Here is a 24,721-nt window from a genome sequence, read left to right as displayed (position 1 = left end):
GTCACACTGGGCTGAAGCAGTTGACCTGATGCATCAAGGAGACACCCATGTCGAAGCGTGCCCGCAAGCGCCGCGATCGCAAGAGGGGTGGCGCTAACCACGGGAAGCGCCCCAACGCCTGATCTCAGGCCCTCTGTGAAAGGCCCTCGGGACATCGTCCCGAGGGCCTTTCGCTTCTATTCTGGGCAACGAAAAAGCCCCCTGGAGACCAGGGGGCTTTTCACGTTCTGGGGAGGCGGTTACTCCTCGACGACCTGGATCGTCGTCGTGCGGACCTCGACCGAACCGTGCTGCACCAGCGTCTCGTGGATGCGGGCGCGCAGGCGTTCCTTCAAGGTCTCGGGGGCGTGCTCGCCGCCGCACTTGCGGGCCAGCAGGGCCTTGAGGTGCTCCTCGATGCCGTACTGCTCCAGGCACGGGTGGCACTCCTCGAGGTGCTTCTGCAGCAGCTCCTTGCGCTTGACGTCGCACTCCTGGTCCAGGAACAGCCAGACCTCGGCGAGGACCTCGGAGCAGTCCGTGTCGTGGGGTTCGCCGCAGTTCATCGCCCCGCCACCTCTTCTTCGGGCTGACCGTTGCGCAGGAAACCGCGCTCGCGCGCGACATCGGAGAGCTGCTCGCGCAGCTGGCGGCGGCCCCGGTGCAACCGGGACATCACCGTGCCGATGGGGGTGCCCATGATGTCGGCGATCTCCTTGTAGGCGAAGCCTTCGACGTCCGCGAGGTAGACCGCGATGCGGAACTCCTCGGGCAGTCGTTGTAGAGCATCCTTCACATCGTTGTCCGGCAGCAAGTCCATGGCCTCGACCTCGGCCGACCGGAGACCGCGCGACGTGTGGCTCTCGGCCTTCGCCAACTGCCAGTCGGTGATCTCGTCGGTGGGCTGCTGCAACGGCTGCCGCTGCTTCTTGCGGTACCCGTTGATGTAGGTGTTGGTCAGGATGCGGTACAGCCACGCCTTCAGGTTCGTCCCCTGCGAGAACGACGCGAAGGCCGCGTACGCCTTGAGGTACGTCTCCTGCACCAGGTCCTCGGCGTCGGCCGGGTTCCTGGTCATCCGCAGCGCGGCCGCGTACAGCTGGTCCAGCAGCGGCATCGCGTCGCGCTCGAACCGTGCGGCCCGCTCAGCGGGCGTCTCATCCGTCGGGTTGGCCTGCGAACGGGTGGCGGGCACCGCGCTCCTCTCCCGCCGACCCGATGATGGCGCGACGGCTACTGCTGGCTGGGACGAGTCCCAGAATACGCGGACCTGATCCGCCAGGCCGTCGGCCGGCCGCTGCTCCATCACCTCGGTAACCACACCCGTCCAAACGCGGTGCGCGACCCGCGCATTCCCCCCGATATCGTGACGCCCATGGCCGGACGCGGGACCCCCGCCACAGCACTGCTGGACAAGCAGCGCGTGGCCCACACCCTCCACTCCTACGACCACGACCCCCGCCACGAGTCGTACGGCCTGGAAGCGGCGGAAGCACTCGGCCTCGTGCCGGGCCGGGTCTTCAAGACCCTCGTCGTGGACCTGGACGGGCAGTTGGCGGTCGGCGTGGTGCCCGTCACGGGTCAGCTCGACCTGAAAGCGCTGGCAGCGGCGCTGAAGGGCAAGAAGGCGAAGATGGCCGAGGTGGCGGCGGCCGAACGCGCCACCGGGTACGTCGCGGGCGGGATCTCGCCGTTGGGGCAGAAGAAGCGGCTGCCGGTGGTGCTGGACGCGTCGGCGGCGGAGTTCGACACGATCTTTTGCAGTGCGGGGCGGCGTGGGCTGGAAGTGGAGATCGCCCCGGCGGACCTCACGAGACTGACCGGTGCTGTCGTGGCGAGCATCTCGGCCTGAAGTCGGGGAAACTTTTTTCGGAGATCGTGTCGAGAACCGGCAACCGGCTCCGTCCCTGCCGTGAACGCGACCACCACGGAGTCGCACCAGCGTCGAGGAGACACCATGGCCAAGTACCTGCTGCTCAAGCACTACCGAGGCGCACCGGCCGCGGTCAACGACGTGCCCATGGACCAGTGGACGCCGGACGAGATCACCGCCCACATCCAGTACATGCGCGACTTCGCCACGCGGCTGGAGGGGACCGGCGAGTTCGTCGACGGCCAGGCGCTGGCCCCCGAGGGGACGTTCGTCCGGTACGACGGCGAAGGCCGCCCGCCGGTCACCGACGGGCCGTTCGCCGAGACCAAGGACCTCATCGCCGGGTGGATGGTGATCGACGTCGACAGCTACGAGCGGGCCGTCGAACTGGCGGGAGAGCTGTCCGCCGCCCCCGGCAAGGGTGGCGAGCCGATCCACGAGTGGCTCGAGCTGCGGCCGTTCTACGCCGAACTGCCCACCGTCACCGAGTGACCGAGATCCTGCCCGAGGCCCTGGTCAGGAGCCTCACGCCCGGTGTGCTGGGCGTCCTCGTCCGCCGCGGAGCCGACTTCGCGGCGGCCGAGGACGCCGTGCAGGACGCGCTGGTGGAGGCCCTTCGGGTGTGGCCCGCCGATCCGCCTCGGGACCCGAAGGGGTGGCTGATCACGGTCGCCTGGCGTCGGTTCCTGGACGCGACGCGGGCGGAGGTGGCTCGACGGCGGCGCGAGGACGTGGTCGAGCCCGCGCCCGCGGACGTTCCCGATCAGGACGACACCCTCCGGCTGTACTTCCTGTGCGCTCATCCGTCGTTGTCGCCGTCGGCGGCGGTCGCGTTGACGTTGCGCGCGGTCGGGGGGCTGACCACCCGGCAGATCGCCCGTGCCTACCTGGTGCCCGAGGCGACGATGGCGCAGCGGATCAGCCGGGCGAAGCGGGTGGTCGGGGGTGTGCGGTTCGACCAGCCGGGCGACGTCGGGACCGTGCTCCGGGTGCTGTACCTCGTGTTCAACGAGGGGTACTCCGGGGACGTGGACCTGGCGGCCGAGGCCATTCGGCTCGCACGGCAACTGGCGGCGGTCGTCGACCACCCGGAAGTGGCCGGGTTGCTGGCGCTGATGCTGCTGCACCACGCCCGGCGGGCGGCTCGGGTCACCGCGGGCGGGGCGTTGGTGCCGCTGGCCCGGCAGGACCGCGGGCTGTGGGACGTCGAGGCCATCGCCGAAGGGGTGGAGATCTTGCAGCGGGCCCTGTCGCGGGACCGGTTGGGGGAGTTCCAGGCCCAGGCCGCCATCGCCGCCCTGCACGCCGACGCGCTGGTGGCCGAGGAGACGGACTGGGTGCAGATCGTCGAGTGGTACGACGAGCTGGTGCTGGTGACGGACAGCCCGGTGGTTCGACTGAACCGGGCCGTCGCGGTCGGGGAGGCGGACGGGGCACGGGCCGGGTTGGCGGCTCTGGCCGGGTTGGACGAGTCGCTGCCGCGGTACGCGGCGGTGGCCGCCCACCTGCGCGAGAAGGGCGGGGAGGTGGAGGTCGCCGCTCGGCTGTACGCGGAGGCGGCGGCGAAGGCCACCAACCTGGCCGAGGTCGACCACCTGACCCGGCAAGCGGCTCGGCTTCGGGCAGGTGGCTCCTGACGCCTCAGACCTCCAGCGGGCGCAGGACCCTGGCCAGCCACTCCCCCACGGCGCGGTGCAGGCCGTCCACGTCGGCCTTCAGGGAGTGGTCCCCCTTCAGCAGGACCACTTCCCGGTGGTGGGCCGCTTCGGGACGCCCGAACGGGTCCGTTTCGCCCTGCACGATGAGCGTGGGCACCTCCACACCGGCCAGTTCGCCGAGGCGGGACTTCTCCGGCTTGCCCGGTGGGTGGACGGGGAACGCGAGGCACAGGACGGCCACCGCCAGGCCCTCCACGGAGGTCCGGCACGCCACCCTGGCACCGGAGGAGCGGCCGCCGAACAGCAGGGGCATCCCGTCGAACCACCGCACGCCCAGGTCCTCGACCACGGCGAGCCACGCGGTGTCCAACTGGCCCGCCGGGGCGGGGGCCTTGCGGCCCGCCACGCGGTACGGCTGTTCGACCAAGGCCACGTGGACGCCCGCGTCCACCGCCGCACGGGTGGCGGCGACCAGGTCGGGGGCGCCTATGCCACCGCCCGCGCCGTGGCCCAGCAGCAACGCCGCTCGTCCCTCCGCCGAGCAGTGCAGCTCGGCCCTGGCCGGGCCGTGCGGCGTGTCGACGAGGACGCTGGTCACGACTTCTCGAACAGGGTGGGTTCAGGCATCGCGTCGGCCGTCAGCGAGATCGGGTCCATCAGGTCCGGGGTGTTGTTGCGGACGCTGTTGACGGCCGTCGAGACCGGGCGCAGCTCCAGCTCCGACACGAGCGTCGGGTCGGGTTCCAGCAGGCCGGAGGGGTCGGTCGAGTCCGGGTCCAGCCACGACTCCCAGTGGTCGCGGGGCAGCAGCAGGGGCATGCGGTGGTGGACCGTCGTCATCTCGCCGATGGCGTCGATCGTCAGCACGGCGCAGGTGATGACGGCCTTGCGACCCAGTTCCTCGTCCGGCTGCCACCAGACGGACCAGATTCCGGCCATAGCCAGGCTGGAGCCGTCATTAGGATTGATGAAGTAAGGCTGCTTCCTGCCTTCTCCCGGCTGCCATTCGTACCAACCGGCGGCGGGGATGATGCACCGCCGTTTGGCCGCCGAGTCGCGGTAGGACGGCTTCGCGAGGACGCTCTCGGCGCGGGCGTTGATCATCTTCGCCGCGCCGGACAGGTCCTTCGCCCAGTGCGGGACCAGGCCCCAGCGCATCACCCGGAGGCTGCGCTCCGTGACCGAGGGGTCCGGTTCGCCGGACTCGTCGCGGGGGTGCCTCTGCACCACTGCCAGCACGGACTTGGTGGGCGCGACGTTGTAGTCCGGACCGGGGGCGTCACCCTCCGTGGCGTCCACCGCGTCGAACTCCGCCGCCAGCAGCGCCGGGTCCTTGGTCGAGGCGTACCTGCCGCACACTTCCGAGCTCACCTCCGCGCCAGATCAACTTCTGGGCAAGCCATCGTCGCACGTCATCAGCACCGGTGCGACCCCTCGACCACCGCATGCGGAATCATCGACCCATGACTCAGCAGTGGTCCGCTCCCACCGCCAACGGCCCCGTCACCGCGACGGTACCCGTGCCCGGCTCCAAGTCGATCACCAACCGCTTGCTGCTGTTGGCCGCACTGGCCGACGGCCCCTCGACGCTGCACGCACCCCTGCGCAGCCGCGACAGCACCCTGATGGTGGAGGCCCTCCGCTCGCTGGGGGTCTCCATCACCGACGGCCCCGACGGCAGCTGGCTCGTCGTGCCCGGTGAGCTGCGCGGTCCCGCGGACGTGGACTGCGGCCTCGCGGGCACGGTCATGCGGTTCCTGCCGCCCGCCGCCGCCGTCGCCACCGGCGAGATCCGGTTCGACGGCGACCCGCACGCCCGCCTCCGCCCGATGGGGACCGTCCTCGACGCCCTGCGCGCGCTCGGCGCGGACATCACCGGCGGCGGGCTGCCGTTCACGCTGAACGGCACCGGCTCGCTGCGCGGCGGCGACGTGACGATCGACGCCTCGGGCTCGTCGCAGTTCGTCTCCGGGCTGCTGCTGTCCGGCGCGCGCTACGACCACGGTGTGCGAGTGCTGCACGACGGCAAGCCCGTGCCCTCGCTGCCGCACATCGCGATGACCGTCGAGGTGCTGCGCGCCGCGGGCGTCGAGGTGGACGACCAGGGGCCGAACACGTGGACGGTCGCGCCGGGCCCGATCCGCGGCCGCGAGTGGCACGTGGAGCCGGACCTGTCGAACGCGACGGTGTTCCTCGCCGCCGCGGCCGTGACCGGGGGCGAGGTGACGGTGCCCGGCTGGCCGACGAAGACGACCCAGGCCGGTGACGCCGTCGGCGACATCCTGACGCGGATGGGCTGCGAGGTCGTGCTGGACGAGCGCGGGCTCACCGTGCGCGGGCCCGAGCGGTTGACCGGGCTGGACATCGACCTGCACGACGAGAGCGAGCTGACCCCGACGGTGGCGGCGCTGGCGGCGCTGGCCGACGGCCCGACGCGGATCCGCGGCGTGGCGCACATCCGCGGCCACGAGACGGACCGGCTCGCGGCGCTCGTCGCCGAGATCAACGGCGTCGGCGGCGCGGCGGAGGAGACCGAGGACGGGCTGGTCATCGACCCCAAGCCGCTGCGCGGCGGACCGTGGCGCGCGTACGCCGACCACCGGATGGCGACCGCGGGTGCGATCATCGGCCTGGTCGTGCCGGGCGTCGAGGTCGACGACATCGGCAGCACCTCCAAGACGATTCCCGACTTCCCAGGAATGTGGGCGACGATGCTCGAGGTCCGTTGACGTGAGCCGTGGCGACTGGCACAAGCTCGACGAGTCCGACGTCCGGGTCCGGCCGGGGAAGGGCACCCGGCCGCGCAGCAAGAAACGCCCCGAACACGCGGACGCCGTGCCCGCGATGGTCGTGGGCGTGGACCGCGGCCGGTGGACGTGCGCGCTGGACGACGACCCGAACCGCCTCGTCACCGCGATGCGGGCGCGGGAACTGGGGCGGACGCCGGTCGTCGTCGGCGACCGGGTCGGGCTGGTCGGCGACGCGTCCGGGCAGCCGGACACGTTGGCGCGCATCGTGAAGGTCGCCGAGCGGAACAGCGTCCTGCGGCGCACCGCGGACGACACGGACCCGTTCGAGCGGGTCGTGGTCGCCAACGCGCAGCAGCTGATCATCGTGACGGCGCTGGCGAACCCGGAGCCGCGCACCGGGTTCATCGACCGGTGCCTGGTCGCGTCGTACGCGGGCGGGCTGACGCCGGTGCTGTGCCTGACGAAGGCGGACCTGGCGTCGCCGGAGGACCTGCTCGCCGCGTACGCCGAACTGGACCTCGTGGTGGTCGTGACGCGGTCGGACGAGGACCCGAAGGCGTTGCGGGAGCAGATGGCGACCAAGGTGTCGGCGTTGATCGGGCACTCCGGCGTCGGCAAGTCGACGCTGATCAACCAGCTCGTGCCGGGCGCGAACCGGGCGGTCGGCGTGGTCAGCGGGGTCGGCAAGGGACGGCACACGTCGACGCAGACCGTGGCGCTGCCGCTGCCCGAAGGCGGGTGGGCGGTGGACACGCCGGGCATCCGGTCGTTCGGGCTCGCGCACATCACGCCGACCGACATCGTGGCGGCGTTTCCGGGGATGCGGGAGATGGCCGAGGAGTGCCCCTCCGGGTGCGGGCACCTCGGCGCGCCGGAGGACCCGGACTGCATGCTGGACGAGCTGGTCACCACCGGGGTGGCGACGCAGGGGCGGTTGGACTCGCTGCGACGGCTGTTGTCGTCCCGCGCCGGGCTGGAGGAGTACCCGGACTAGCGGCGGCCCAGGTAGGCGAGGAGCCGGTCGGCCGGGGTGCTCGGTTCGACCGGTGCGGCGAAGCGTTGTGGGCGGTCGGCGTCGCTGACGAGCAGTAGTGCCAACGGGTACAGCTCGTCGGCTAGCGCTTGCGGGAGTGGGCGTGGTTCGCCGCAGGCTCGGGCGATGTCCCAGCCGTGGACGGCGACCTCCAGTGCTCCTGCGCGGGCGACGATGTCCGTGGTGAGCGGGCAGCCGCCGATGGTGATCTCGCGGCCGTTCTGCGTGGTCCACGCGCCGAGGAGGCGGCGGGCTTGGTCGCGGGTGGCGGTGATGGGGTCCTGTGGTGGGTCGGTGGTGGGTGTTAGCGGGACGTGGCCGTCTTCCGCTGCCTCGCGGAGGGCGGTGAGGGAGTCGATGAGGTGTTCCAGGAGGTCCTGGAGGGTCCAGTCGTGGCACGGGGTGGGGCGTGCGAGGGCCGCTGGAGTGGCTGTTCGGAGGCAGCCGAGGGTGTAGGCGACGGCTCGTTCGAGCAGGGCCACGTGGTTCACGACGGCAGTCCGAACACCGGGAACAGGGACGGGTCGAGGAAGTTGACGACGTGGGAGATCCCCTTGTCGCCGATCGTCAGCACCTGGATGTTGAACGGCTTGCCGCTGAGGTAGACGCCGAAGGCGGGTTGGCCGTTGGCGCGGGTCGGGGTCACGCGGATGTCGCCTGGGCAGCGGACCTTGAGGTGGGTGGCGATCGCGTCCGGGCCTCGGTACCAGGACTTGTACGGGGGCATCTCCCAGATGACGTCGGCGGTGAAGAGGCTGATGAGGGTGGGGATGTCCTTGTTCTCGAAGGCTGTCGTGTAGCGGTCGAGGATGTCGCGTTGGGTCTTCGTGGTCGGTTCTTCTACGTCGTTTTCGGTGATGTCGGCCAGATGGGCGTGGGCTCGTTGGAGGGCGCTGTTGACGGCGGCGGTGGATGTTTCGAGGAGGTCGGCGACTTCTGCGGCTCGCCACTTGAGGACGTCTCGGAGGATGAGGACGGCTCGTTGCCTGGGTGGGAGGTATTGAAGGGAGGCGATCAAGGCCAGTCGGATCGTTTCCCGGCCGGTCACGATGGTGGCCGGGTCGGCTGTGGCGGCGTCGGGGATCGGTTCGAGCCAGGGGATCTCGTCGCCTTCGACGAGGTCGTCCAAGGGGTCGGAGTCGGTGCCCAAGCCGGTGGGGAGGGGGCGGCGGGCGCGTTTCTCGATGGCGGTGAGGCAGGTGGTGGTGGCGATGCGGTACAGCCAGGTGCGGAGGGACGACCTGCCTTCGAAGCGGTCGTAGGCCTTCCACGCGCGGAGGTAGGTCTCCTGCACCAGGTCCTCGGCCTCGTGGACGCTGCCGAGCATCCGGTAGCAGTGAACCAGCAGTTCCCGCCGGAACGGGTCCGAGAGCTGGATGAAGTCGTCCGCCATGGTCAGCCTCCTTGTTCCCCAGTGCAGACCCGTGGCGCGGGGGAAAGTCATCGGTTCGTATGAACGGATGGGGTCGTTAACCCGACCGGGTCGCGGCCATGTCGGGGGGAGCGGGTGTAGCGGTAGCCTGCGCGCCATGGCGCAGGTAACTGGGATCGGCGGCATCTTCTTTCGCGCCAGGGATCCCGCGCGGTTGGCGGTCTGGTACCGGGACAACCTCGGTGTGCCGATGAACGACCACGGGACTGTGACGTTCCACTGGGACGAGTCGGCTACCGACGCGGCGCCCGGGACTACGACGATCGCGTTGTTCGCGAACAACACGGAGTACCTCGGAGAGCCTGGGCAGCGGGCCATGTTGAACCTGCGGGTGGACGACCTGCGGATCCTGTTGGCGAAGTTGAAGGCTCGAGGGGTTGAGGTGCTGCCCCAGACCGAGGATTCGGAGTTCGGGCGGTTCGGGTGGTGCGTGGATCCGGAGGGGAATCGGATCGAGTTGTGGGAGCCTGCTGACGGGATGTGATCCGTTGGATGGGGGAACCCCCGGTTGCGCCAATTATCCCACCCTCTTTCGTCTTGTCAAGGCTGGAAAGACGCCTTGACAAGACGAAAGAGGGTGGGGGCGCAAAAACAACCGGGGGCCGCCAGGGGTGGGGGTTAAAAGAACCTGCCGGCACGTTGCGGTCTTGGTGCGGTGCGAGTGCCGGCCGGGGGCCGGAAGATATTTGGTGCGGTTGCGATCGGTGCAATTTGGATTTGGGTCGGGTTGGTCACGGGGCCGAGTTGAGGCCGGGGGCCCGCCGACTACGGCTGCCGATGTGGCCAGGCGGTAAGGGCCAGACCTGCGGTGCCTCAGGTGAAGGTTGCCTGCGGCAGGCCTACAGGGGCGGAAGTCGCAGGGTTGCCTCCGGCAGGCCCGCAGAGGTTCACGGCGAAGTGTTGCCTGCGGCAGGCCTACGGGAGTCGATGGCGCAGGGTTGCCTGCGGCAGCAGGCTTGATGGCCGATTGCCTACCTGCTGGGGCTGGCTGGTTGGTTCGTGTCCGATTTTATTTGGGGGATTTGCCCCTTAAAATTGGAGATCGGGCAGGGCTTTGGGGCACTGCCTTTTGGCCCGATCAAGGGGCAAATCTAGGGGCCCCAAATCAAATCGGACACAGCGGGCTGGAAATCGAAGCCGCCGACCGGCCAGGCTGGAAGCCGTAGCCGCTGGGTGGGCCCGGCTGGAAGCCGGAGCCACCAACCAACCACGCCGGAAGCCGAAGCCGCCGGGAGACCCCGCCCAAACCCCTACATCAGGTCCAACAAGAACGGCAGCTCCTGCCGCGCGTACCAAGCCAGCTCGTGGTCCTCGGCCGACCCCAGGGTGAACTCCGCATCCGGATCCCCCAGGTCCGCCTCGTCGATCACCTCAGCTGCCGCCCGAACCGCGTCCTCGGCCTCCGATGTGTCCAGGTGCACGGCCGCCACCAGCTCCATCGGCACGGCCCCGGACACCTTCACCACCGAGAAGTCCAGGTCAGGCCGAAGCTTCACGTCCTCGACGTCCACCGACACCACGGCCCGCCGAGGCATCGCCTTGTCGTCGGTGCCGAGTTCGGCGGCCAACAACCGGATGGAGGCGCGGGCCGCGTCGAGCATCGCCGCGTACTCCAGCTCCTCCGTGTCCCCCACCGCGTACGACTCCCGCAGTGCGGGTGTCAGAGCGAACGCGGTGCCGCCGACCGGGCGGAATTCGCCGGTTTCCACCAGGTCTCGCAGCATGGCCACGGTCGCCGGAAGGTAGACCCTCATTCCGACACCGTCCCCATCAGTTCTTCCACGGATTCCTCGACCATCGCAGCTAGAACGTCCACATCGGACATGGCGTCGCGATCGGCGTTGAGACCGAAGTAAACACCACCGTCGTACGACGTGACGCCAATCGACAGGGCTTGGTTCTTGGCCAGGGGGACGACCGGGAAGATCTCGGTCATCCGGGCCCCGGCCGCGTACAGCGGTACCTGGGGGCCTGGGACGTTGGTGACGACCACGTTGAACAGCCTGCGGGAGAACGAGCTCGCCGCGCGAGCGCCCAGGGCGTGCAGGGTTGGTGGGGCGAAGCCGGAGACCTTGACCAGGGTGTCCGCCGCTACGGACTGGCCGGATTCCTGGTGGGCGCGCATGGCGTGGCTGACGTGGTGGAGGCGCACCACCGGGTTTGGTTCGCCTACCGGGAGGTCGATCAGGTAGGCCGCTACGCCGTTGGAGCCGTCCTCGTCCCGGACGGAGAGGGGGGCCATGGCGCGCATCGTCGTGTGGGCCGAGACGACCTCGCCCCTCGACATCAGCCAGGCGCGCATCGCGCCCGACAGCACGGCGAGGACGCCGTCGTTGATGGTGCCGCCGTGTGCTTTGCGGATGGCGCGGAACTGGTCCAGCGTGCCCCTGGCCACGGCGAAGCGGCGGGCCGGGGAGATGCGGACGTTGAGGGGGCTGCCGGGTGCGGGAGTGGACGCGGTGCGCAGTGCTGACGCGAGGCCGCCCAGTGCGCCAGCGACCTTTTCGACGGTGTTGACGGCGTCGAGGGCGGCTGAGCGGACGTTCTCCACCAGTTCGCCGGGGCGTTGGACGACCTCGGCGACGGCGTCGGCGACCAGCTGGAACGAGCTGGGTTCCGGTTGGGGCATCCACAGGCTTTCCAGCGGTCTGCGCGGGGTCGGTGACACGTCGAGCATCACCTGGCCGATCTCGATCGCGCCCACGCCGTCCACCACGGCCTGGTGGGTCTTGGTGATGACGGCGATCTGGTTGCCCTTCAAGCCCTCGACCAGGTACGTCTCCCACAGCGGGCGGGTGTGGTCGAGGGGCCTCGACATCAGGCGCGCCACGAGGTCGTGCAGCTGCGCGTCGGTGCCCGGCTTGGGCAGCGCGGAGCGGCGCACGTGGTACGTGACGTCGAAGTCCGGGTCGTCCACCCACACCGGCCTGGCCAGCCTGCCGGGGACGTGCACGACCTTCTGGCGGTACCTCGGCACGAGCGGCAGGCGCTGCTCGATCAGCTCCACCAGGCGGTCGTAGTCGAACCCCGTCCGCGGTCGGCGGAACACCGCGACCCCACCGACGTGCATCGGCGTCGTGGCGTCCTCCAGGTACAGGAACGAGGCGTCCAACGCGGACAGGCGATCGGGCATGAGATCAGGTTATAGGTCAGGGCCGCCGACAGCGGGCAACCAGCTCCTCCACGGCCCTGACCTCGTCCGGGTCGCGGTCGTGGCGGGCCAGCCGGATCTCGGCGGCGGCGGGCATGGCCTGCCGGACGGCGTCGTCGACACCCGCGAGGAACGACTTGACCAACCGCGACCGGGCCGCGCGGCGGACGGGCCGGAGCTTGCCGACGGCCATCGCCAGCCAGCTCAGGGCGAGGTCGACGCGGCGGTCGCCACGGGCGGCGCACGCCCAGTCGATCACCACGGGGCCGTCCGGGCCCAGGACGACGTTGCCGGGGTGCAGGTCGAGGTGCAGGAGCGCCCCGTGCGCCGCGCCGGGCAGGAAGTCGGGGGCCGGGACGTCGTCGAGGCGGTGGTGCAGGTCGGCCAGCTCGCGGCCGAGCGCCGCCGCCCGCCACGGCCTGCGGTCCAGTTCCGCCGACATGCGGGGGCCGGGGACGTACTCCATGACGAGGTCGTGGTCCTCGACGCCGTAGACCCTCGGCACCGGGATGCCGCGTTTGCGCAGGTAGCGCATCAGCTCGGCTTCGGGATCGAGGTCCCGGCCGTCGCGGTTGTGCTTGACCAGGAGGCCGTCCGGCCGCAAGAAGACGTCCGCGTCCTGGCCGCTGGCCAAGAGGCGGGCGCGGTGCGCAACGCTGCGCTCGCCCGAGCTCATGTGACGATCCTCATGGTTGACGCCGCCAATGCAAGCCCCTAATCGGGCATGGCACCCTTCTGGGCGTGGAAATCTCCCCCAAGGACAAGTTCGTCACGGTCTACGGCCGCAAGCCGGTCCTCGAAGCGCTCGACGACCCGCGCCTCGACGTGGACAAGGTCATGCTCGCCGACACGGCCCGCGGGGCGGCGGCCAGGGAGATCCTCGACGCGGCCAAGCGGCGCGGGGTGCGCGTGCAGCGCGCGACCGAGCAGCGGGTCAAGGTGCTGGCGGGCAACGGGCGGCACGACCAGGGCGTGCTGGCCGACGTCGTCGCGCCCCGGATGCTCCCGCTGGACCTGGCGCTGGACGGCCCGACTCCCCCGCGCGGCGTCCTGGTGCTCGACGGCATCACCACGCCCGCGAACGTCGGCATGATCCTGCGCACCGCGACCGCGGCGGGCCTGGACGGCATCGTGGTGCCGCGCCGCGGTGTCGCCTCGATCGACCCGCTGGTGGTCAAGTCGTCCGCCGGGGTCGCGTTCCGCGCGCCGATGCTGCGCTGCGCGACCGCCGCCGAGGCCGCCGCGAACCTCCGCGCCCACGGCTACCCGCTGTTCGCGCTGGACGCCCACGCCGACGAGTCGATCTACACGGCCGACCTGCCGGAGAAGGCGGCGTTCGTGCTCGGCAGCGAGACCAACGGCATCTCCGACGACGTCCGCCCGCACGTGACCGGCTGGCTGTCGATCCCGATGTTCGCGGGCGTCGAGTCCCTCAACGTGGCCAGCGCCGCCGCCGTCCTCTGCTTCGAGGTGGTCCGCAGGCGCGAGGCGAGGAAGTAGTCGACTGGACCCGCCGCGTGCACCCAGCGGCGGGCCCAGCGAGCTTGAGACGCGGATTGCCGAACGGGTGCACGTGGTAGTCACCCACGCTCACAGCGCCCGGCAATCCGCCTCGGCATTCCCCGACCGACGCCTGGAAACCACGGCGGCGACTTCCCGAACTCGCGCCGCAGTTCACTCCGGAATCACTTTCACAACTACCCGGAAAAGCACGCCGACCCGAAGTCGCGGAACACCACCACCGCCTCCCCAACAGGAACACCCTGGTAGCGAGGGGGAAGCACTCGGGGGCGGACACCCGGAAACGGGCCCGACTCCCCGACAACAATCGCGACCAACTTTCGCATGTCCACCCCCTCGCTATTCGATGCTGACAACTCGAAGTTACGCGGGCGAACAAGGACGGCACAATGACCGAACAGGGGTCGCTTTTTATCGCTGACGGTCACCGATTAACCCTGGAGAGGGAGCCTTAGCAGCCCAACGCACTCCGCGGGGGTGGAACACCCGTGTCAGCGCGCCAGGAGTTCCGCGACGGTGCTGACGGTGACCCCGTCCTCGGACAACCGCCACAACGTGGCCTGGTGCTCCTCCACGGTCGTGCTGGCGGACGCGTCGGACACGACGGTCACCTCAAGCCCGAGCGCCAACGCCTTGGCCGCCGTCGCACCGACACCGTGCTTCGTGGAAACCCCCGCGATGACCAACGACTTGGCCCCCAGATCCCGCAGATCGGACACCAGCCGAGTCCCCGTGAACGCGTCGACCCCCGTCTTGGTCACCAGGTGCTCACCGCGCCCAGGCTCCAACGACTCGACGATCTCGTCCGCCCCGTCACCACGAAGATGCCGAACGATCACCACCGGAGCCGCCACGGCGTCGAAGGCGTCCCGCAACCGCACACTCGCCTCGACCACGGCGACACCGGAGTGGGGAGCGAGGGGTGTGGTGAGGATCCGCTGCTGGAGTTCCACCAGAACCAGAACCGACCGAGCGCTGAACACCGGGAAAGATCACCTGACTTCACGAAGAGTTGATCTTCAGCGTAGCAGCGGCACCCCCAGCAGAACCTCCAGCTCACCAACAGTCGCGGCAACGGAGGTGTGGTGCACCCCAACCATTCCAGCCTCGGCAGCACCACGAACGTTCACGGCCAGGTCATCCACGAACACGCACTCACCAGGAGCCAGACCCAACCGCTCCGCAGCAAGCAGGTAGATGTCCACATCAGGCTTGGCCATCCCCACCTCCCCGGACACGACGGCCACGTCGAACAGCCCGGCCCACTCCCGAGGAGGCGCCCACAACCCATCCGCATTGGACAGCAGCCCGGTCTTGACCCCCCGCCCACGAACCTCCCGAACAACAGTCAGAAGAGGAGGCTCAACGGCCCCGTCGTCACCAAAATCGGTGAGCACCCCACCAAAGTCCAAGACCAGTCCACGCAGCACCCCCAAAACCTACGCCGGGTAGCTGAACCGGGTGATCGTCGTCCTGATCCAGCCCCCACCCACTCGGAACCTGGGTCAAGTCAGCAGAAGGCAGAAGTGGGTGGAGGTCGAGTTGCTGCGTGGCCTGGGATCACTGTCAACACCGATGAAGATCGAAGTACCAGCCATGCGACAAGCACCGGAGCGAAGGCTGAGCGAGGACGACGCCCGACGCCTGCTGACGTTCGTGGTGGAAGCAATGGAAGGCCGACGCACCCCACACCAACTCAGGGACGTGGTGGACGGACGCGTCCTACGAGACCTCAAGGTCCTAGGCGGCCGCATGAAACTGGGCAAGGTCCGCCTCTGCCGAGTAGACCCAAACGCAGCCGAGGCAGCAGCAAGCCTCCACAGAGAAGACCGCGTCTACGCAGTAGCAGCCCGCATAGAACACCTGGCCGGATCATGGGTCTGCTCCGTCTTCAAAATACTGACGTAAGCCCCTCGATCCGCACTCTCCTCCGGCCCCCGGCCGGCACCTGCACCGTGCGGGACTGGACCAAAAATCTTCCGGCCCCCGGCCGGCACTCGCACCGAGACCAACCGCACCATGCCGGCAGGTTCTTCTAACCCCCACCCCGGCCGGCCCCCGGTTGTTTTTGCGCCCCCCACCCTCTTTCGCTTTGTCAAGCCGTCTTTCCAGGCTTGACAAAGCGAAAGAGGGTGGGACAATTGGCGCAACCGGGGGTTAGCCGTTCAAAGACCACCTACCGACGAGGCCCCTTACGAGCAGACTTGGCCTGAGCCCGAGCCGCAGCCCGACGCTCCTTCCGAGTCCCAGCGGAGTCATCCCCCTCGTCCTCACGAACAGCCTCGGCTTCCCCGTCCTCGTTAGGCCCGGAGTAGCTCAACCGCTGCCGCCCAGGCTCATCCAGCCCCTTCCCCCGCAAAGCGGGCGGAATAGCCGACCCAGCCGACAACTGCGCCAACGCGGGCCCAGCAGGCGCCTCAGGAGCCGCAGGCGCGGGAGCCTCAGCAGCCACAGCCCGTGCCCGAGCCCGACTACCGGTCAACGCCCCAGCCCCGTTGCTCAACGAAACAGGAATCGGCGGAGCGGCAACGGGCTCAGGTTCGGCAGCCTCCACCTGGAGGTTGAACAGGAACCCGACCATCTCCTCCTTCAAGGCGTCCAACATCCTGTTGAACATCTCGAAGCCCTCCCGCTGGTACTCGATCAACGGGTCCCGCTGCGCCATCGCCCGGAGGCCGATGCCTTCCTTCAGGTAGTCCATCTCGTACAGGTGCTCGCGCCACTTGCGGTCCAGCACCGACAGCAGCACCCGCCGCTCCAGCTCCCGCATGGCCCCAGGCCCGACGCGCGAGTCGATGTCGGCTTCCCGAGCCTCGTAGGCCTCGAGAGCATCCGCCTGGAGAACCTCCCGCAAGGACTCGCGGGTGATGTCGTCGTCGCCCTCGACGAGCTTCTTCCAGTCCAGCTGGATCGGGTACAGCGTCTTCAACGCCGTCCACAGCTGCTCGAAGTCCCAGTCCTCGGAGTACCCGTCGGCGGTGGCGCCGTCCACGTACTCCTCGACCACGCTGGTGATCATGTGCTCGACCTGCTCGCGCAGGTCCTCGCCGTCCAGCACCCGGTGCCGCTCGGCGTAGATCACCTTGCGCTGGAGGTTCATCACCTCGTCGTACTTGAGCACGTTCTTGCGGATCTCGAAGTTCTGCTGCTCGACCTGCGTCTGCGCGCTGCGGATGGCCCTGGTGACCATCTTGTGCTCGATCGGGACCTCGTCCGGCACCTTCAGCCGGGTCATGACCGTCTCGACCATCGCGGCGTTGAAGCGCCGCATCAGCTCGTCCTTCAGCGACAGGTAGAACCGCGACTCGCCGGGGTCGCCCTGACGCCCGGACCGGCCGCGCAGCTGGTTGTCGATGCGCCGCGACTCGTGCCGCTCGGTGCCGAGCACGTACAGGCCACCGGCCTCGCGGACCTCGTCGGCCTCGGCCTTGACCTCGGAGGAGACGTCCTCGATCAGCTTCGACCAGGCGGCTTCGTACTCCTCCGGCGCCTCGACCGGGTCCAGGCCGCGTTCGCGCAGCTCGTGGTCGGCGATGATGTCCGGGTTGCCGCCGAGCACGATGTCCGTGCCTCGACCGGCCATGTTCGTCGCGACCGTGACGGCGCCCTTGCGGCCCGCCTTCGCGATGATCAGCGCCTCGCGGTCGTGGTGCTTCGCGTTCAGCACCTCGTGCGGGATGCCGCGGCGGACCAGCAGCTTCGACAGGTACTCGGAGCGCTCGACGCTCGTCGTGCCGATCAGGACCGGCTGGCCCTTCTCGTGGCGCTCGGCGATGTCGTCCGCGACGGCCTCGAACTTCGCCTCCTCCGTCTTGTAGACGAGGTCGGGCTGGTCCTGGCGGCGCGCGGGGCGGTTCGTCGGGATCGGCACCACGCCGAGCTTGTACGTCTGGTGGAACTCGGCCGCCTCGGTCTCGGCGGTGCCGGTCATGCCGCCCAGCTTCTTGTACAGGCGGAAGTAGTTCTGGAGGGTGATCGTGGCGAGGGTCTGGTTCTCCGCCTTGATCTCCACGCGCTCCTTGGCCTCGATGGCCTGGTGCATGCCCTCGTTGTACCGACGACCCGCCAGCACGCGGCCGGTGAACTCGTCGACGATCATGACCTCACCGTCGCGGACGATGTAGTCCTTGTCCTTGGTGAACAGCTCCTTGGCCTTCAGGGCGTTGTTCAGGTAGCCCACCAGCGGCGTGTTCGCGGCCTCGTAGAGGTTCTCGATGCCGAGCTGGTCCTCGATGAAGGTGACGCCGATCTCCGAGATGCCGACGGTGCGCTTGCGCTCGTCGACCTCGTAGTGGACGTCCTTCTTGAGCAGCGGCGACAGCCGGGCGAACTCCAGGTACCAGCGCGACGACTGGTCCGCGGGGCCCGAGATGATCAGCGGCGTGCGCGCCTCGTCGATGAGGATCGAGTCGACCTCGTCGACCAGGCCGAAGTAGTGGCCGCGCTGCACGCACTCGTCCAGGCTCCACGCCATGTTGTCGCGCAGGTAGTCGAAGCCGAACTCGTTGTTCGTGCCGTAGGTGATGTCCGCGTTGTACGCCACGCGGCGCTGCTCCGGCGTCAGCTCCGACAGGATCACGCCGACCGTGAGACCGAGGAAGCGGTGGACGCGGCCCATCCACTCCGCGTCGCGCTTGGCGAGGTAGTCGTTCGTCGTGATCACGTGCACGCCCTCGCCCGCCAGGGCGTTGAGGTACGTCGGCAGCACCGAGGTCAGGGTCTTGCCCTCACCGGTGCGCATCTCGGAGATCTGCCCGAGGTGCAGCGCCGCGCCACCCATGAGCTGCACGTCGAACGGCCGCTGGCCCAGCGTGCGCTTGGCGCCCTCGCGGACGACGGCGAACGCCTCCGGCAGCAGCTCGTCGAGGGACTCCCCGTCGGCGTAGCGCTTGCGGAACTCGTTCGTCTTCTCCCGGAGTTCGGCGTCCGTGAGCTCAACGACTTCGTCTTCCAGGTTGTTGATGTGCGCTGCGATGTTGCGCAGGCGCTTGAGCATCTTGCCCTCGCCAGCGCGGAGCAGTCGGGACAGCACCATCCGGGTCGACCTCATTACCTCATCGCGACGCGCCCGGTTGGGCGCCTTCCACCAGGCTCGACAAGCCCGCTCTAGCCGACATCGTAGGCAAGAGCGAGACCTGTGTGCACCGACACAGGCAGGAACCGGTCCCGAACGCGCTGTGACAGGTCCCCGCTAGAGCCGCGCACGACACCTACAACGGGCGAGGGGGCGAGATGGTGCCGGGAAAACGCCGAGATCCCCCGAAGCGGGTGCTCCGGGGGATCTCGGTCGAAGGTCGATGGGCGGCTGGGCCGGTCAGGCGAGCCGGATCACGCCGTAGTCGAACCCCTTCCGCCGGTAGACGACACTGGGCCTGCCGCAGTCGGAATCCGCGAACAGGAAGAAGTCGTGCCCGACCAGCTCCATCTCGTAGAGGGCCTGGTCGACGGTCATCGGCTTGGCGGGGTGTTCTTTCTCGCGGACGATCCGACCGGGGAGGTTGTCCTCCAGTCCTTCGTCCCAGCGCTGCTGGGCAGGCACTTCGGCCATGCCCGCGTCGAGGTCGTCAGAAGGGTCGGGGGCTTCGAGCAGAGCGGTCTGCCCGAGCCGCACGCGCTGCGCGGACCCGTTCGTGTCGGTGGGGGTGACGACTTCCCCGAGGCCACTGGTCGCTTCCGCGACGGATGTCGGGCCACGTCGCCCGTGGTGCACGCGCCTTCTGTCGTGAGATCGGCGCAGGCTGTTCTCCAACTTGCTGACCGCCGAGTCGAGCGCGGCGTAGAAGTCGCCCGCGCAGGCCTCGGCGCGGACGATGGGTCCACGTCCCTTGCCGGTGATCTCGACCCGCTGGCAGTTCTTCGCCTGCCTGCGGTTCGGCTCGTGGAAGAGTTCCACGTCAAAGCGGATGACCTTGCGGTCGTAGCGCTCTAGCCGGGCCAGCTTTTCCGTCACGTGCACCCTGTAGTGATCGGGCACCTCGACGTTGCGGCCCTTAACGACGATGTCCATACACGACCTCCCTCGCTTTGCTGCGAGCTGTGGCTTGGATCAGTGCGGCACCGGAAACGCGAACAGTTGTCGCGGATTGTCGCTGAGGGTCGTCCTCAACAAGTCTTCCGGCACCTGGGTCATGGGCTTTTCGCCTCCTCCCCCACCGGGCCGGGAACGCTGATAGCGCAGCACGTTAGCCCGGTATTCATCTCAGCGACAGCCCCCGAGGCGGGGGAGTTCGAAGAAAAACGTCCCGTCACGCTCCGCGACAAAAACTGGCCACGGCGCGTGCCAACGGGGGCACTCCACGCAGCGCGCAGCCCCTCGTCCTCACCCGGATGGCGCAATCCACGCGGCAGACCACTCGGCAGAGTCACGGCCCTGCTCGGCCTCCGCGTGGACGTCATGTCCGGCCAACGGCCGACGTCGACGCCAGGTTCCCGACCGAGCGGAATAGATCCAATCCATTGTTGATGTTTATTCAGCGTCACTCTTGCGAGTGGTTTGAGCTCCGCGATCTTGGAGTGGATCTTGACAACGTGATGTGAGCGTGATCAAAAACGACCCCGGAGGAACCCGGTCGGACGATCGGATCAACCCGGTGGTGACCACCACCGATCGCCGGCGGCCGACGTGAGGGCGAGAACAGCGGCCACCCGCACACCCACGCTCCGAAGAACCCGCGCGCACTCACCGGCCGTCGCGCCGGTCGTGACAACGTCGTCAAGGAGGACCACCGACGTGCCAGGGGGTGGGAGGGCTTCGGTGAGGAGCACTCGCCCGGCAAGGTTGGCCCGGCGAGCGGCGGCGGGAAGGCCCGCGGAGTCCTGGACGCCAGGAGCGAGGGTCAGCGCCGGGGCTACGGCGGCGGGGACGGTCTGGGCGCGGGCCGCCGCACGGGCGAGGCGCAGGACGTGCGGACCGCCCCGGCGACGACTGGCCGAGCGGCGCGAGGGGGCGGGGACGAACCACCGGACACCGTCAGCGTCGGGAACCGCTTCCGGGATGTGGGACACCGCGCGGCCCAGGAGGGTGCCGAGGTGCGTGGCGAGATCGTGCCTACCGCGCTCCTTGAAGGCGAGGACGAGTTCGCGTGGAGCGCCTTGGTAGTCGGCGAGGGCGTAGGTGGGACGCCCCCGAATCCGAACGGAAACGGGAGGCCCGAACTCCGCGAGACAGGAAGGACAACACGCCCCAGGCCCACCACAGCCCGCGCAACGGGGAGGGAGGACGAGGTCGAGGAGTTCGGTCAGCACCAGGCCAGGATGAAGGTGGGGACCGACAATTTCGGACCGATGACCGCGCCGAGCAGCGCCTGTGCACCCATTGGGCGACCCACAACGAAACCAGCAGCCGACCTGGCGACCCACAACGGGACCGGCCGCCAACTCGGCGACCCACAACGGGACCAGCAGCCGACTGGCGACCACCTACGGAACCGGAACACGCCTGTTGACCTGCTACGGAACGCTACGGGCCGCACGCAACCGTGGCCGATTTTACTTGGGGATTTTGGCCTTAAAATTGGAGATCGGGCAGGCCTTCGGGCACTGCCTTTTGGCCCGATCAAGGCCAAAATGAGGGGTCCCCAAGTCAAATCGGCCACACCAACGACGCAAATCGCCTGGTGACGACGCTGGAACCGGAACACACCGGGAGACCGCTCACCCCGGGTAGAACACGTACCCCGTCGGATCGGGTTTCACCTGGCTGCCTCGCCACACGTCCCCGACCTCGCTCGCACTCCACAACCCCGTGTGGTCCAGTGCCAACACCGGCCGCCCAGGCGCAGCGGCGATCGACGTCACCGGCACCGTCAGGTTCGACGTGTTGTACCGCTCGATCTTCAACCCGTCGATGTTCAACCGCACCACCGGCGAGTTCGGCAGCGACGTCCCCGCCACCAGCACGTCCTGCGCCAGCCAATCAACGGTCGTCACCACCCCGTCCAACGACGTCGGCTGCGGCCGGGGCACCCTGATCGTCGGCGTCGAGTCCTCGCTGCGCACCACCGCCGCGATGAACAGCTTCCCGTTGATCACGCACGCCACTCGCGTACCGTCGCGCGACAGCCGGAGTTCCTCGATGTGCCCGAACCCCGCCAACTCCGTCGCGTTCACCGCGCTGGTGCTCCACACACCACCCTCACCGCGAACGGCCCGGAACACGTTGACGCCATCGCCCACGGTCCACACCTCGGTCCCAGGCTGCCCCGCCGTGTTCCCCGGCACCCACGTGGGCCGGGTGAGGCTGGCGGCCTCCAGGTTGACCTCGCGGAGCGCCTCCTCGGCCGGGCCGAGGAGCAGGCGGACGGCGTTCGGGCCGGTGCGGCTGACCACGGCCAACTGTGAGCCGTCCAACGACTGGGCGCCGCTGACGATGTTGTACTCGCCGGTCCCGGCCGGGCCCTTGACCTGCGTGTCGTCCGGCAGCGAGACGAGCTTGCCGTTGGTCGCCACCATGCCGCGCTCCTCCGCGGACGGGGTGATCAGGGCGTCGCCGGACTGGACGTCGGCGGGCCGCCAGTCCTTCCTGTCCGGGGAGATGGCCGCGCCGTCGAGCAGCACGCGCACCCGGCTGCTGGTCACGCCCGCCAACGACCGCACGACCTGCGCGACGATCTTCTTGCGCACGGCCGGACTCGGGTCGCCGAGTCGGGTCAGGTCTACCTCGAGCGCGCCGTCGTTCGCCTCGCCGGTGGGCTTGTTGATGCCCGCGTCGGGGCCCAGCTCGCTGAAGAGGGCGCCGCGCATCGCGCTGGACGGCCCCTTCACCAGCAGCTCGGTCACCCGCTGCGGGATGCCGATGACGGGCGGCACGAGCACGAACCTCGGGTCGGGCACCAGGACGTTGCGGTCCTTGTCGTAGAAGAACAGCACCACCCGCTGGTAGACGCGGCCGAAGTCCGCGCTGGTGACGAACACCCCCACCGGCGGCGTCGAGATGCGCCACTGGCCGTCGACCTGCTCGACCCGGACGGGCTCGTTGAGGTCGCCGCCCTGCTGCACGAACGAGCTGTCCTGGAGGTCCAGCCTGCCGACGTTGCGGCCGACCACCTGCACCGTCCGCTGCTTGGCGTCCGACGGCAGGTCGGAGTCGCCGCTGCTCGGCACGGTGTTGAAGACGTTGTCGATGATCGTCGGCGTGCCCTTGGTGTTCCACGACTTCCGCGCGTCCGGCGTGAGGTACGCCTTCGCGGCGGCGTAGTCGCCCTCCGGGCTGGCCGACGCGACGATGAACTCGCGCACGATCGACAGCGGGTCCAGGTCCTTCTCCGGCTCGGGGGCCTCGACGGACGTCTGCCTCGACGCCGACGGCCCCAACGGCTTGGGGTTGGTCTGCGTCGGGATCGCCGCGCACCCCGTCAACGGGAGCAGCACCACCAGCAGGGCCAGCACACGCCGCTTCACCTGGCCTCCTCCCGGTCGGACGGGTCGCGGCCGGGAGCACCCGGCGGCCGGTCTTCCTCGCGAGCCTCCTTGGCCGAGTCCCAGGTGAACGCCGGGGTCTCGGCCGCCGTCTCCGAGTCCCAGGCCAGCTTCACGGGCTCCGCGGGCTTCTCCGAGTCCCACGCGAGCTTGGTCTCCTCCGCGGGCGGCTCGCCCGACTCCAGTTCGCCGACCGGCTTGGCGGGCTGCCAGGTGAACTCCGACTCGGCGAGGTCGACCTGCTCCGGCGAGTCGGGGACGGGCTCGGCCTCGATGGCGGGCAGGTCGGTCGGCTCCAGCGGCAGCGGGCTGCTGGTGATCTCGTGGCCGTGGGTGCACGGGAGGGTCAGGCGGAAGACCGCGCCGTAGCCGCGCTCGCCCCACGCCTCCAGCCAGCCGCCGTGCAGCCGGGCGTCCTCCAGGCTGATCGACAGGCCGAGGCCGGTGCCGCCGGTGCGGCGGTTGCGGGACGGGTCCGCGCGCCAGAACCGGTTGAACACAAGCTCGGCCTCGCCGGCCCGCAGGCCGACGCCGTGGTCCCGGACGGTGATCGCGACGGCGTTGCCGTCGCCGCGGACGGTCAGCTCCACCGGCAGGCCCTCGCCGTGGTCGACGGCGTTGGCCAGGAGGTTGCGCAGGATGCGCTCGACGCGCCGCGAGTCGAGCTCGGCGGTGACCTCGTGGTCGGGCATGTCCATGACGATCGTGGTGCCGTTGCCCTTGGCGATGGCGCGGACGGCGTCGTGCGCCCTGCGGGCCAGCACGCGCACGTCGACCGGGTCGGCGGCCAGCTCCTCGACGCCCGCGTCGAGCTTGCTGATCTCCAGCAGGTCGCCGAGCAGGGACTCGAACCGGTCCAGTTCGTCGACCAGCAGCTCCGTGGAGCGGGCGAGGCCGCCGGGGAACTGCTCGCGGGAGGCGTGCAGGACGTCGGCGGCCATCCGGACCGTGGTCAACGGGGTGCGCAGCTCGTGCGAGACGTCCGAGGTGAAGCGGCGCTGGAGCTGGCCGAAGTCCTCCAGCTGCTGGATCTGCTCCTGGATGCTCTCGGCCATCTCGTTGTACGACTGGGCGAGCCGGGCGACGTCGTCCTCGCCGACCACGATCATCCGCTCGTCCAGGCTGCCGTCGGCGAACCTCTCGGCCACCTCCGCGGCCTGCCGGACCGGGCGGACGACCTGGCGCGTGACGAGGTTCGCGATCACCGCGAGCAGCAGCAGGAGGACCAGGCCGCCGACGACGAGGGTGTTCTGCACGACCTCGGCGGTGGCCTGCTCGGTGGTCAGCGGGAACAGCAGGTAGAGCTGCATGGCGCGGGCCGACGTGCTGACCGGGACGCCGACGACCAGCAGCGTGGTCGGGCCGGTCTCGCGGTCGACCGTGGTGATCTGGCTGCCCGAGAACCCGGTCTCGACCATCTTGGCCAGGCCATCGGGCACTTCCCAGTACGGTCCGACGGCGTTCGGCTGGCCGTCCGCGCCGACGTTGTCCGCGTCGTCGAAGACCGGCTCGAACGCCCCCGCGCCCGAGCTGGCGACGTCCTGGCCGTTGCTGGCCGTGTTGATCTTGTTGCGGGCGCTGAGGAAGCGCGTGCGCACGGAGTCCGGTCCGGGGTTGAGCCCCAGCAGGTCCGGCTGCACCACGGCGGCGCTGGCCTTGGCCTGCCGGATCGCGGCGTTCGTCTTCGTCTCCAGCAACTGGTTGGTGATCTGCATCTGGAGCACCATGCCCAGCACGAAGACGACGGCCGAGGACAGCGCGAGCGTGGAGACCACCACCCGCAGCTGCAACGACCGCCGCCACAACTCGCCGAACGCGAGCCACCGCCTGCGCGCCTGCTCCACGACCCGCCGTCCTTGCCGGACGACGGGGAGGAGCAGTCGCGTGCGCCACGTCATCCCAGGCGC

Annotated in this window: 24 protein-coding genes; 9 read left to right on the top strand and 15 right to left on the bottom strand. The window is 69.4% G+C overall.

Features of this window, described 5'->3' with window-relative positions; genetic code table 11:
- Positions 1 to 47 precede the first annotated feature (47 nt).
- Entirely contained in the window at positions 48 to 122 is a 75-nt protein-coding gene (locus tag ACFWW9_RS13880) for a 50S ribosomal protein bL37 (RefSeq protein ID WP_104061284.1), read from the top strand.
- Between the two features lie 117 nt (positions 123 to 239).
- On the opposite strand, the gene rsrA is transcribed toward ACFWW9_RS13880, so the two are convergent.
- Together rsrA and ACFWW9_RS13870 are read right to left on the bottom strand one after the other, a co-directional pair.
- Positions 240 to 545, bottom strand: coding sequence for a mycothiol system anti-sigma-R factor (gene rsrA / locus ACFWW9_RS13875; protein WP_390376081.1), 306 nt, complete (start codon positions 543 to 545; stop codon positions 240 to 242).
- Positions 542 to 1,174, bottom strand: coding sequence for a sigma-70 family RNA polymerase sigma factor (locus tag ACFWW9_RS13870; protein WP_390376079.1), 633 nt, complete (start codon positions 1,172 to 1,174; stop codon positions 542 to 544). Before ACFWW9_RS13870 ends, rsrA begins: the two co-directional genes overlap by 4 nt.
- Positions 1,175 to 1,354: 180 nt before the next feature.
- Here ACFWW9_RS13870 and ybaK point away from each other — a divergent pair, with 180 nt between their 5' ends.
- The 3 genes from ybaK to ACFWW9_RS13855 all read left to right on the top strand — a co-directional run bounded on the left by ybaK (position 1,355) and on the right by ACFWW9_RS13855 (position 3,489).
- Positions 1,355 to 1,831 (top strand): Cys-tRNA(Pro) deacylase, encoded by a 477-nt coding sequence (ybaK, locus tag ACFWW9_RS13865; protein WP_390376077.1) that lies wholly within the window; start codon positions 1,355 to 1,357, stop codon positions 1,829 to 1,831.
- 105 nt (positions 1,832 to 1,936) lie between these two features.
- Positions 1,937 to 2,344 carry a YciI family protein gene (locus tag ACFWW9_RS13860; RefSeq protein WP_390376074.1) on the top strand — a complete coding sequence of 136 codons (408 nt, stop codon included), beginning with the start codon at positions 1,937 to 1,939 and terminating at the stop codon, positions 2,342 to 2,344.
- 8 nt (positions 2,345 to 2,352) lie between these two features.
- Entirely contained in the window at positions 2,353 to 3,489 is a 1,137-nt protein-coding gene (locus tag ACFWW9_RS13855; protein ID WP_390376219.1) for an RNA polymerase sigma factor, read from the top strand.
- A gap of 4 nt (positions 3,490 to 3,493) precedes the next feature.
- Here the strand turns inward: ACFWW9_RS13855 and ACFWW9_RS13850 are convergent, their stop codons facing one another.
- Positions 3,494 to 4,108, bottom strand: coding sequence for an alpha/beta family hydrolase (locus ACFWW9_RS13850; RefSeq protein WP_390376071.1), 615 nt, complete (start codon positions 4,106 to 4,108; stop codon positions 3,494 to 3,496).
- Positions 4,105 to 4,869, bottom strand: coding sequence for an SOS response-associated peptidase (locus tag ACFWW9_RS13845; protein WP_390376216.1), 765 nt, complete (start codon positions 4,867 to 4,869; stop codon positions 4,105 to 4,107). Before ACFWW9_RS13845 ends, ACFWW9_RS13850 begins: the two co-directional genes overlap by 4 nt.
- 104 nt (positions 4,870 to 4,973) lie before the next feature.
- On the opposite strand from ACFWW9_RS13845, the gene aroA reads away from it, so the two are divergent.
- Together aroA and rsgA are read left to right on the top strand one after the other, a co-directional pair.
- Entirely contained in the window at positions 4,974 to 6,239 is a 1,266-nt protein-coding gene (gene aroA, locus ACFWW9_RS13840) for a 3-phosphoshikimate 1-carboxyvinyltransferase (protein ID WP_390376069.1), read from the top strand.
- Position 6,240: 1 nt separating this feature from the next.
- Positions 6,241 to 7,254 (top strand): ribosome small subunit-dependent GTPase A, encoded by a 1,014-nt coding sequence (rsgA, locus tag ACFWW9_RS13835; protein ID WP_390376067.1) that lies wholly within the window; start codon positions 6,241 to 6,243, stop codon positions 7,252 to 7,254.
- Here the strand turns inward: rsgA and ACFWW9_RS13830 are convergent.
- Both ACFWW9_RS13830 and ACFWW9_RS13825 read right to left on the bottom strand, forming a co-directional pair.
- Positions 7,251 to 7,784, bottom strand: coding sequence for a TIGR03086 family metal-binding protein (locus ACFWW9_RS13830; RefSeq protein WP_390376064.1), 534 nt, complete (start codon positions 7,782 to 7,784; stop codon positions 7,251 to 7,253). The two genes, rsgA and ACFWW9_RS13830, sit on opposite strands and share 4 nt — an antisense overlap.
- Positions 7,781 to 8,686 carry a sigma-70 family RNA polymerase sigma factor gene (locus tag ACFWW9_RS13825; protein WP_390376061.1) on the bottom strand — a complete coding sequence of 302 codons (906 nt, stop codon included), beginning with the start codon at positions 8,684 to 8,686 and terminating at the stop codon, positions 7,781 to 7,783. Before ACFWW9_RS13825 ends, ACFWW9_RS13830 begins: the two co-directional genes overlap by 4 nt.
- Before the next feature lie 136 nt (positions 8,687 to 8,822).
- Between ACFWW9_RS13825 and ACFWW9_RS13820 the strand changes: the two genes are divergently transcribed.
- The gene (locus ACFWW9_RS13820) at positions 8,823 to 9,209 is read left to right on the top strand and encodes a VOC family protein (RefSeq protein WP_390376058.1); all 387 of its coding nucleotides are present in this window, start codon (positions 8,823 to 8,825) and stop codon (positions 9,207 to 9,209) included.
- Between the two features lie 766 nt (positions 9,210 to 9,975).
- Here the strand turns inward: ACFWW9_RS13820 and ACFWW9_RS13815 are convergent.
- The 3 genes from ACFWW9_RS13815 to ACFWW9_RS13805 are packed head-to-tail and all read right to left on the bottom strand — an operon-like array spanning position 9,976 to position 12,552.
- Entirely contained in the window at positions 9,976 to 10,479 is a 504-nt protein-coding gene (locus tag ACFWW9_RS13815; protein ID WP_390376054.1) for a DUF6912 family protein, read from the bottom strand.
- Positions 10,476 to 11,858, bottom strand: coding sequence for a wax ester/triacylglycerol synthase family O-acyltransferase (locus ACFWW9_RS13810; protein WP_390376051.1), 1,383 nt, complete (start codon positions 11,856 to 11,858; stop codon positions 10,476 to 10,478). Before ACFWW9_RS13810 ends, ACFWW9_RS13815 begins: the two co-directional genes overlap by 4 nt.
- Before the next feature lie 16 nt (positions 11,859 to 11,874).
- The gene (locus ACFWW9_RS13805; protein ID WP_390376048.1) at positions 11,875 to 12,552 is read right to left on the bottom strand and encodes a phosphotransferase; all 678 of its coding nucleotides are present in this window, start codon (positions 12,550 to 12,552) and stop codon (positions 11,875 to 11,877) included.
- Between the two features lie 65 nt (positions 12,553 to 12,617).
- On the opposite strand from ACFWW9_RS13805, the gene ACFWW9_RS13800 reads away from it, so the two are divergent.
- Positions 12,618 to 13,376: a TrmH family RNA methyltransferase gene (locus ACFWW9_RS13800; protein ID WP_390376045.1), complete on the top strand. Its 759-nt coding sequence runs from the start codon at positions 12,618 to 12,620 to the stop codon at positions 13,374 to 13,376.
- Positions 13,377 to 13,888: 512 nt separating this feature from the next.
- On the opposite strand, the gene ACFWW9_RS13795 is transcribed toward ACFWW9_RS13800, so the two are convergent.
- Positions 13,889 to 14,380, bottom strand: coding sequence for a cysteine hydrolase family protein (locus tag ACFWW9_RS13795; protein ID WP_390376042.1), 492 nt, complete (start codon positions 14,378 to 14,380; stop codon positions 13,889 to 13,891).
- Positions 14,381 to 14,416: 36 nt separating this feature from the next.
- A complete protein-coding gene (locus tag ACFWW9_RS13790) occupies positions 14,417 to 14,827 on the bottom strand; it encodes an HAD-IA family hydrolase (protein WP_390376039.1) in 411 nt (136 codons plus the stop codon).
- A 145-nt stretch (positions 14,828 to 14,972) separates the two neighbouring features.
- Here ACFWW9_RS13790 and ACFWW9_RS13785 point away from each other — a divergent pair, with 145 nt between their 5' ends.
- On the top strand, positions 14,973 to 15,305 hold the full coding sequence (locus ACFWW9_RS13785) for an Rv3235 family protein (protein WP_390376213.1): 333 nt from the start codon (positions 14,973 to 14,975) through the stop codon (positions 15,303 to 15,305).
- Positions 15,306 to 15,573: 268 nt separating this feature from the next.
- Here ACFWW9_RS13785 and secA read toward each other — a convergent pair whose 3' ends face one another.
- The 4 genes from secA to mtrB all read right to left on the bottom strand — a co-directional run bounded on the left by secA (position 15,574) and on the right by mtrB (position 24,712).
- On the bottom strand, positions 15,574 to 18,432 hold the full coding sequence (gene secA, locus ACFWW9_RS13780; protein ID WP_390376210.1) for a preprotein translocase subunit SecA: 2,859 nt from the start codon (positions 18,430 to 18,432) through the stop codon (positions 15,574 to 15,576).
- A gap of 279 nt (positions 18,433 to 18,711) precedes the next feature.
- Positions 18,712 to 19,404, bottom strand: a complete 693-nt coding sequence (gene hpf, locus ACFWW9_RS13775; protein WP_390376036.1) for a ribosome hibernation-promoting factor, HPF/YfiA family — start codon at positions 19,402 to 19,404, stop codon at positions 18,712 to 18,714.
- A 1,646-nt stretch (positions 19,405 to 21,050) separates the two neighbouring features.
- Positions 21,051 to 22,796 carry an LpqB family beta-propeller domain-containing protein gene (locus tag ACFWW9_RS13770; protein ID WP_390376033.1) on the bottom strand — a complete coding sequence of 582 codons (1,746 nt, stop codon included), beginning with the start codon at positions 22,794 to 22,796 and terminating at the stop codon, positions 21,051 to 21,053.
- On the bottom strand, positions 22,793 to 24,712 hold the full coding sequence (gene mtrB / locus ACFWW9_RS13765) for an MtrAB system histidine kinase MtrB (protein ID WP_390376030.1): 1,920 nt from the start codon (positions 24,710 to 24,712) through the stop codon (positions 22,793 to 22,795). Before mtrB ends, ACFWW9_RS13770 begins: the two co-directional genes overlap by 4 nt.
- Positions 24,713 to 24,721: the final 9 nt, after the last annotated feature.

Origin of the sequence: Umezawaea sp. NPDC059074 (genome assembly GCF_042738955.1) — a bacterium.
In the GTDB taxonomy this organism is placed as follows: Bacteria; Actinomycetota; Actinomycetes; order Mycobacteriales; family Pseudonocardiaceae; genus Umezawaea.
The sequence above is the reverse complement of the archived record's forward strand: the minus strand, read 5'-3'. Positions and strand labels throughout refer to the sequence as shown.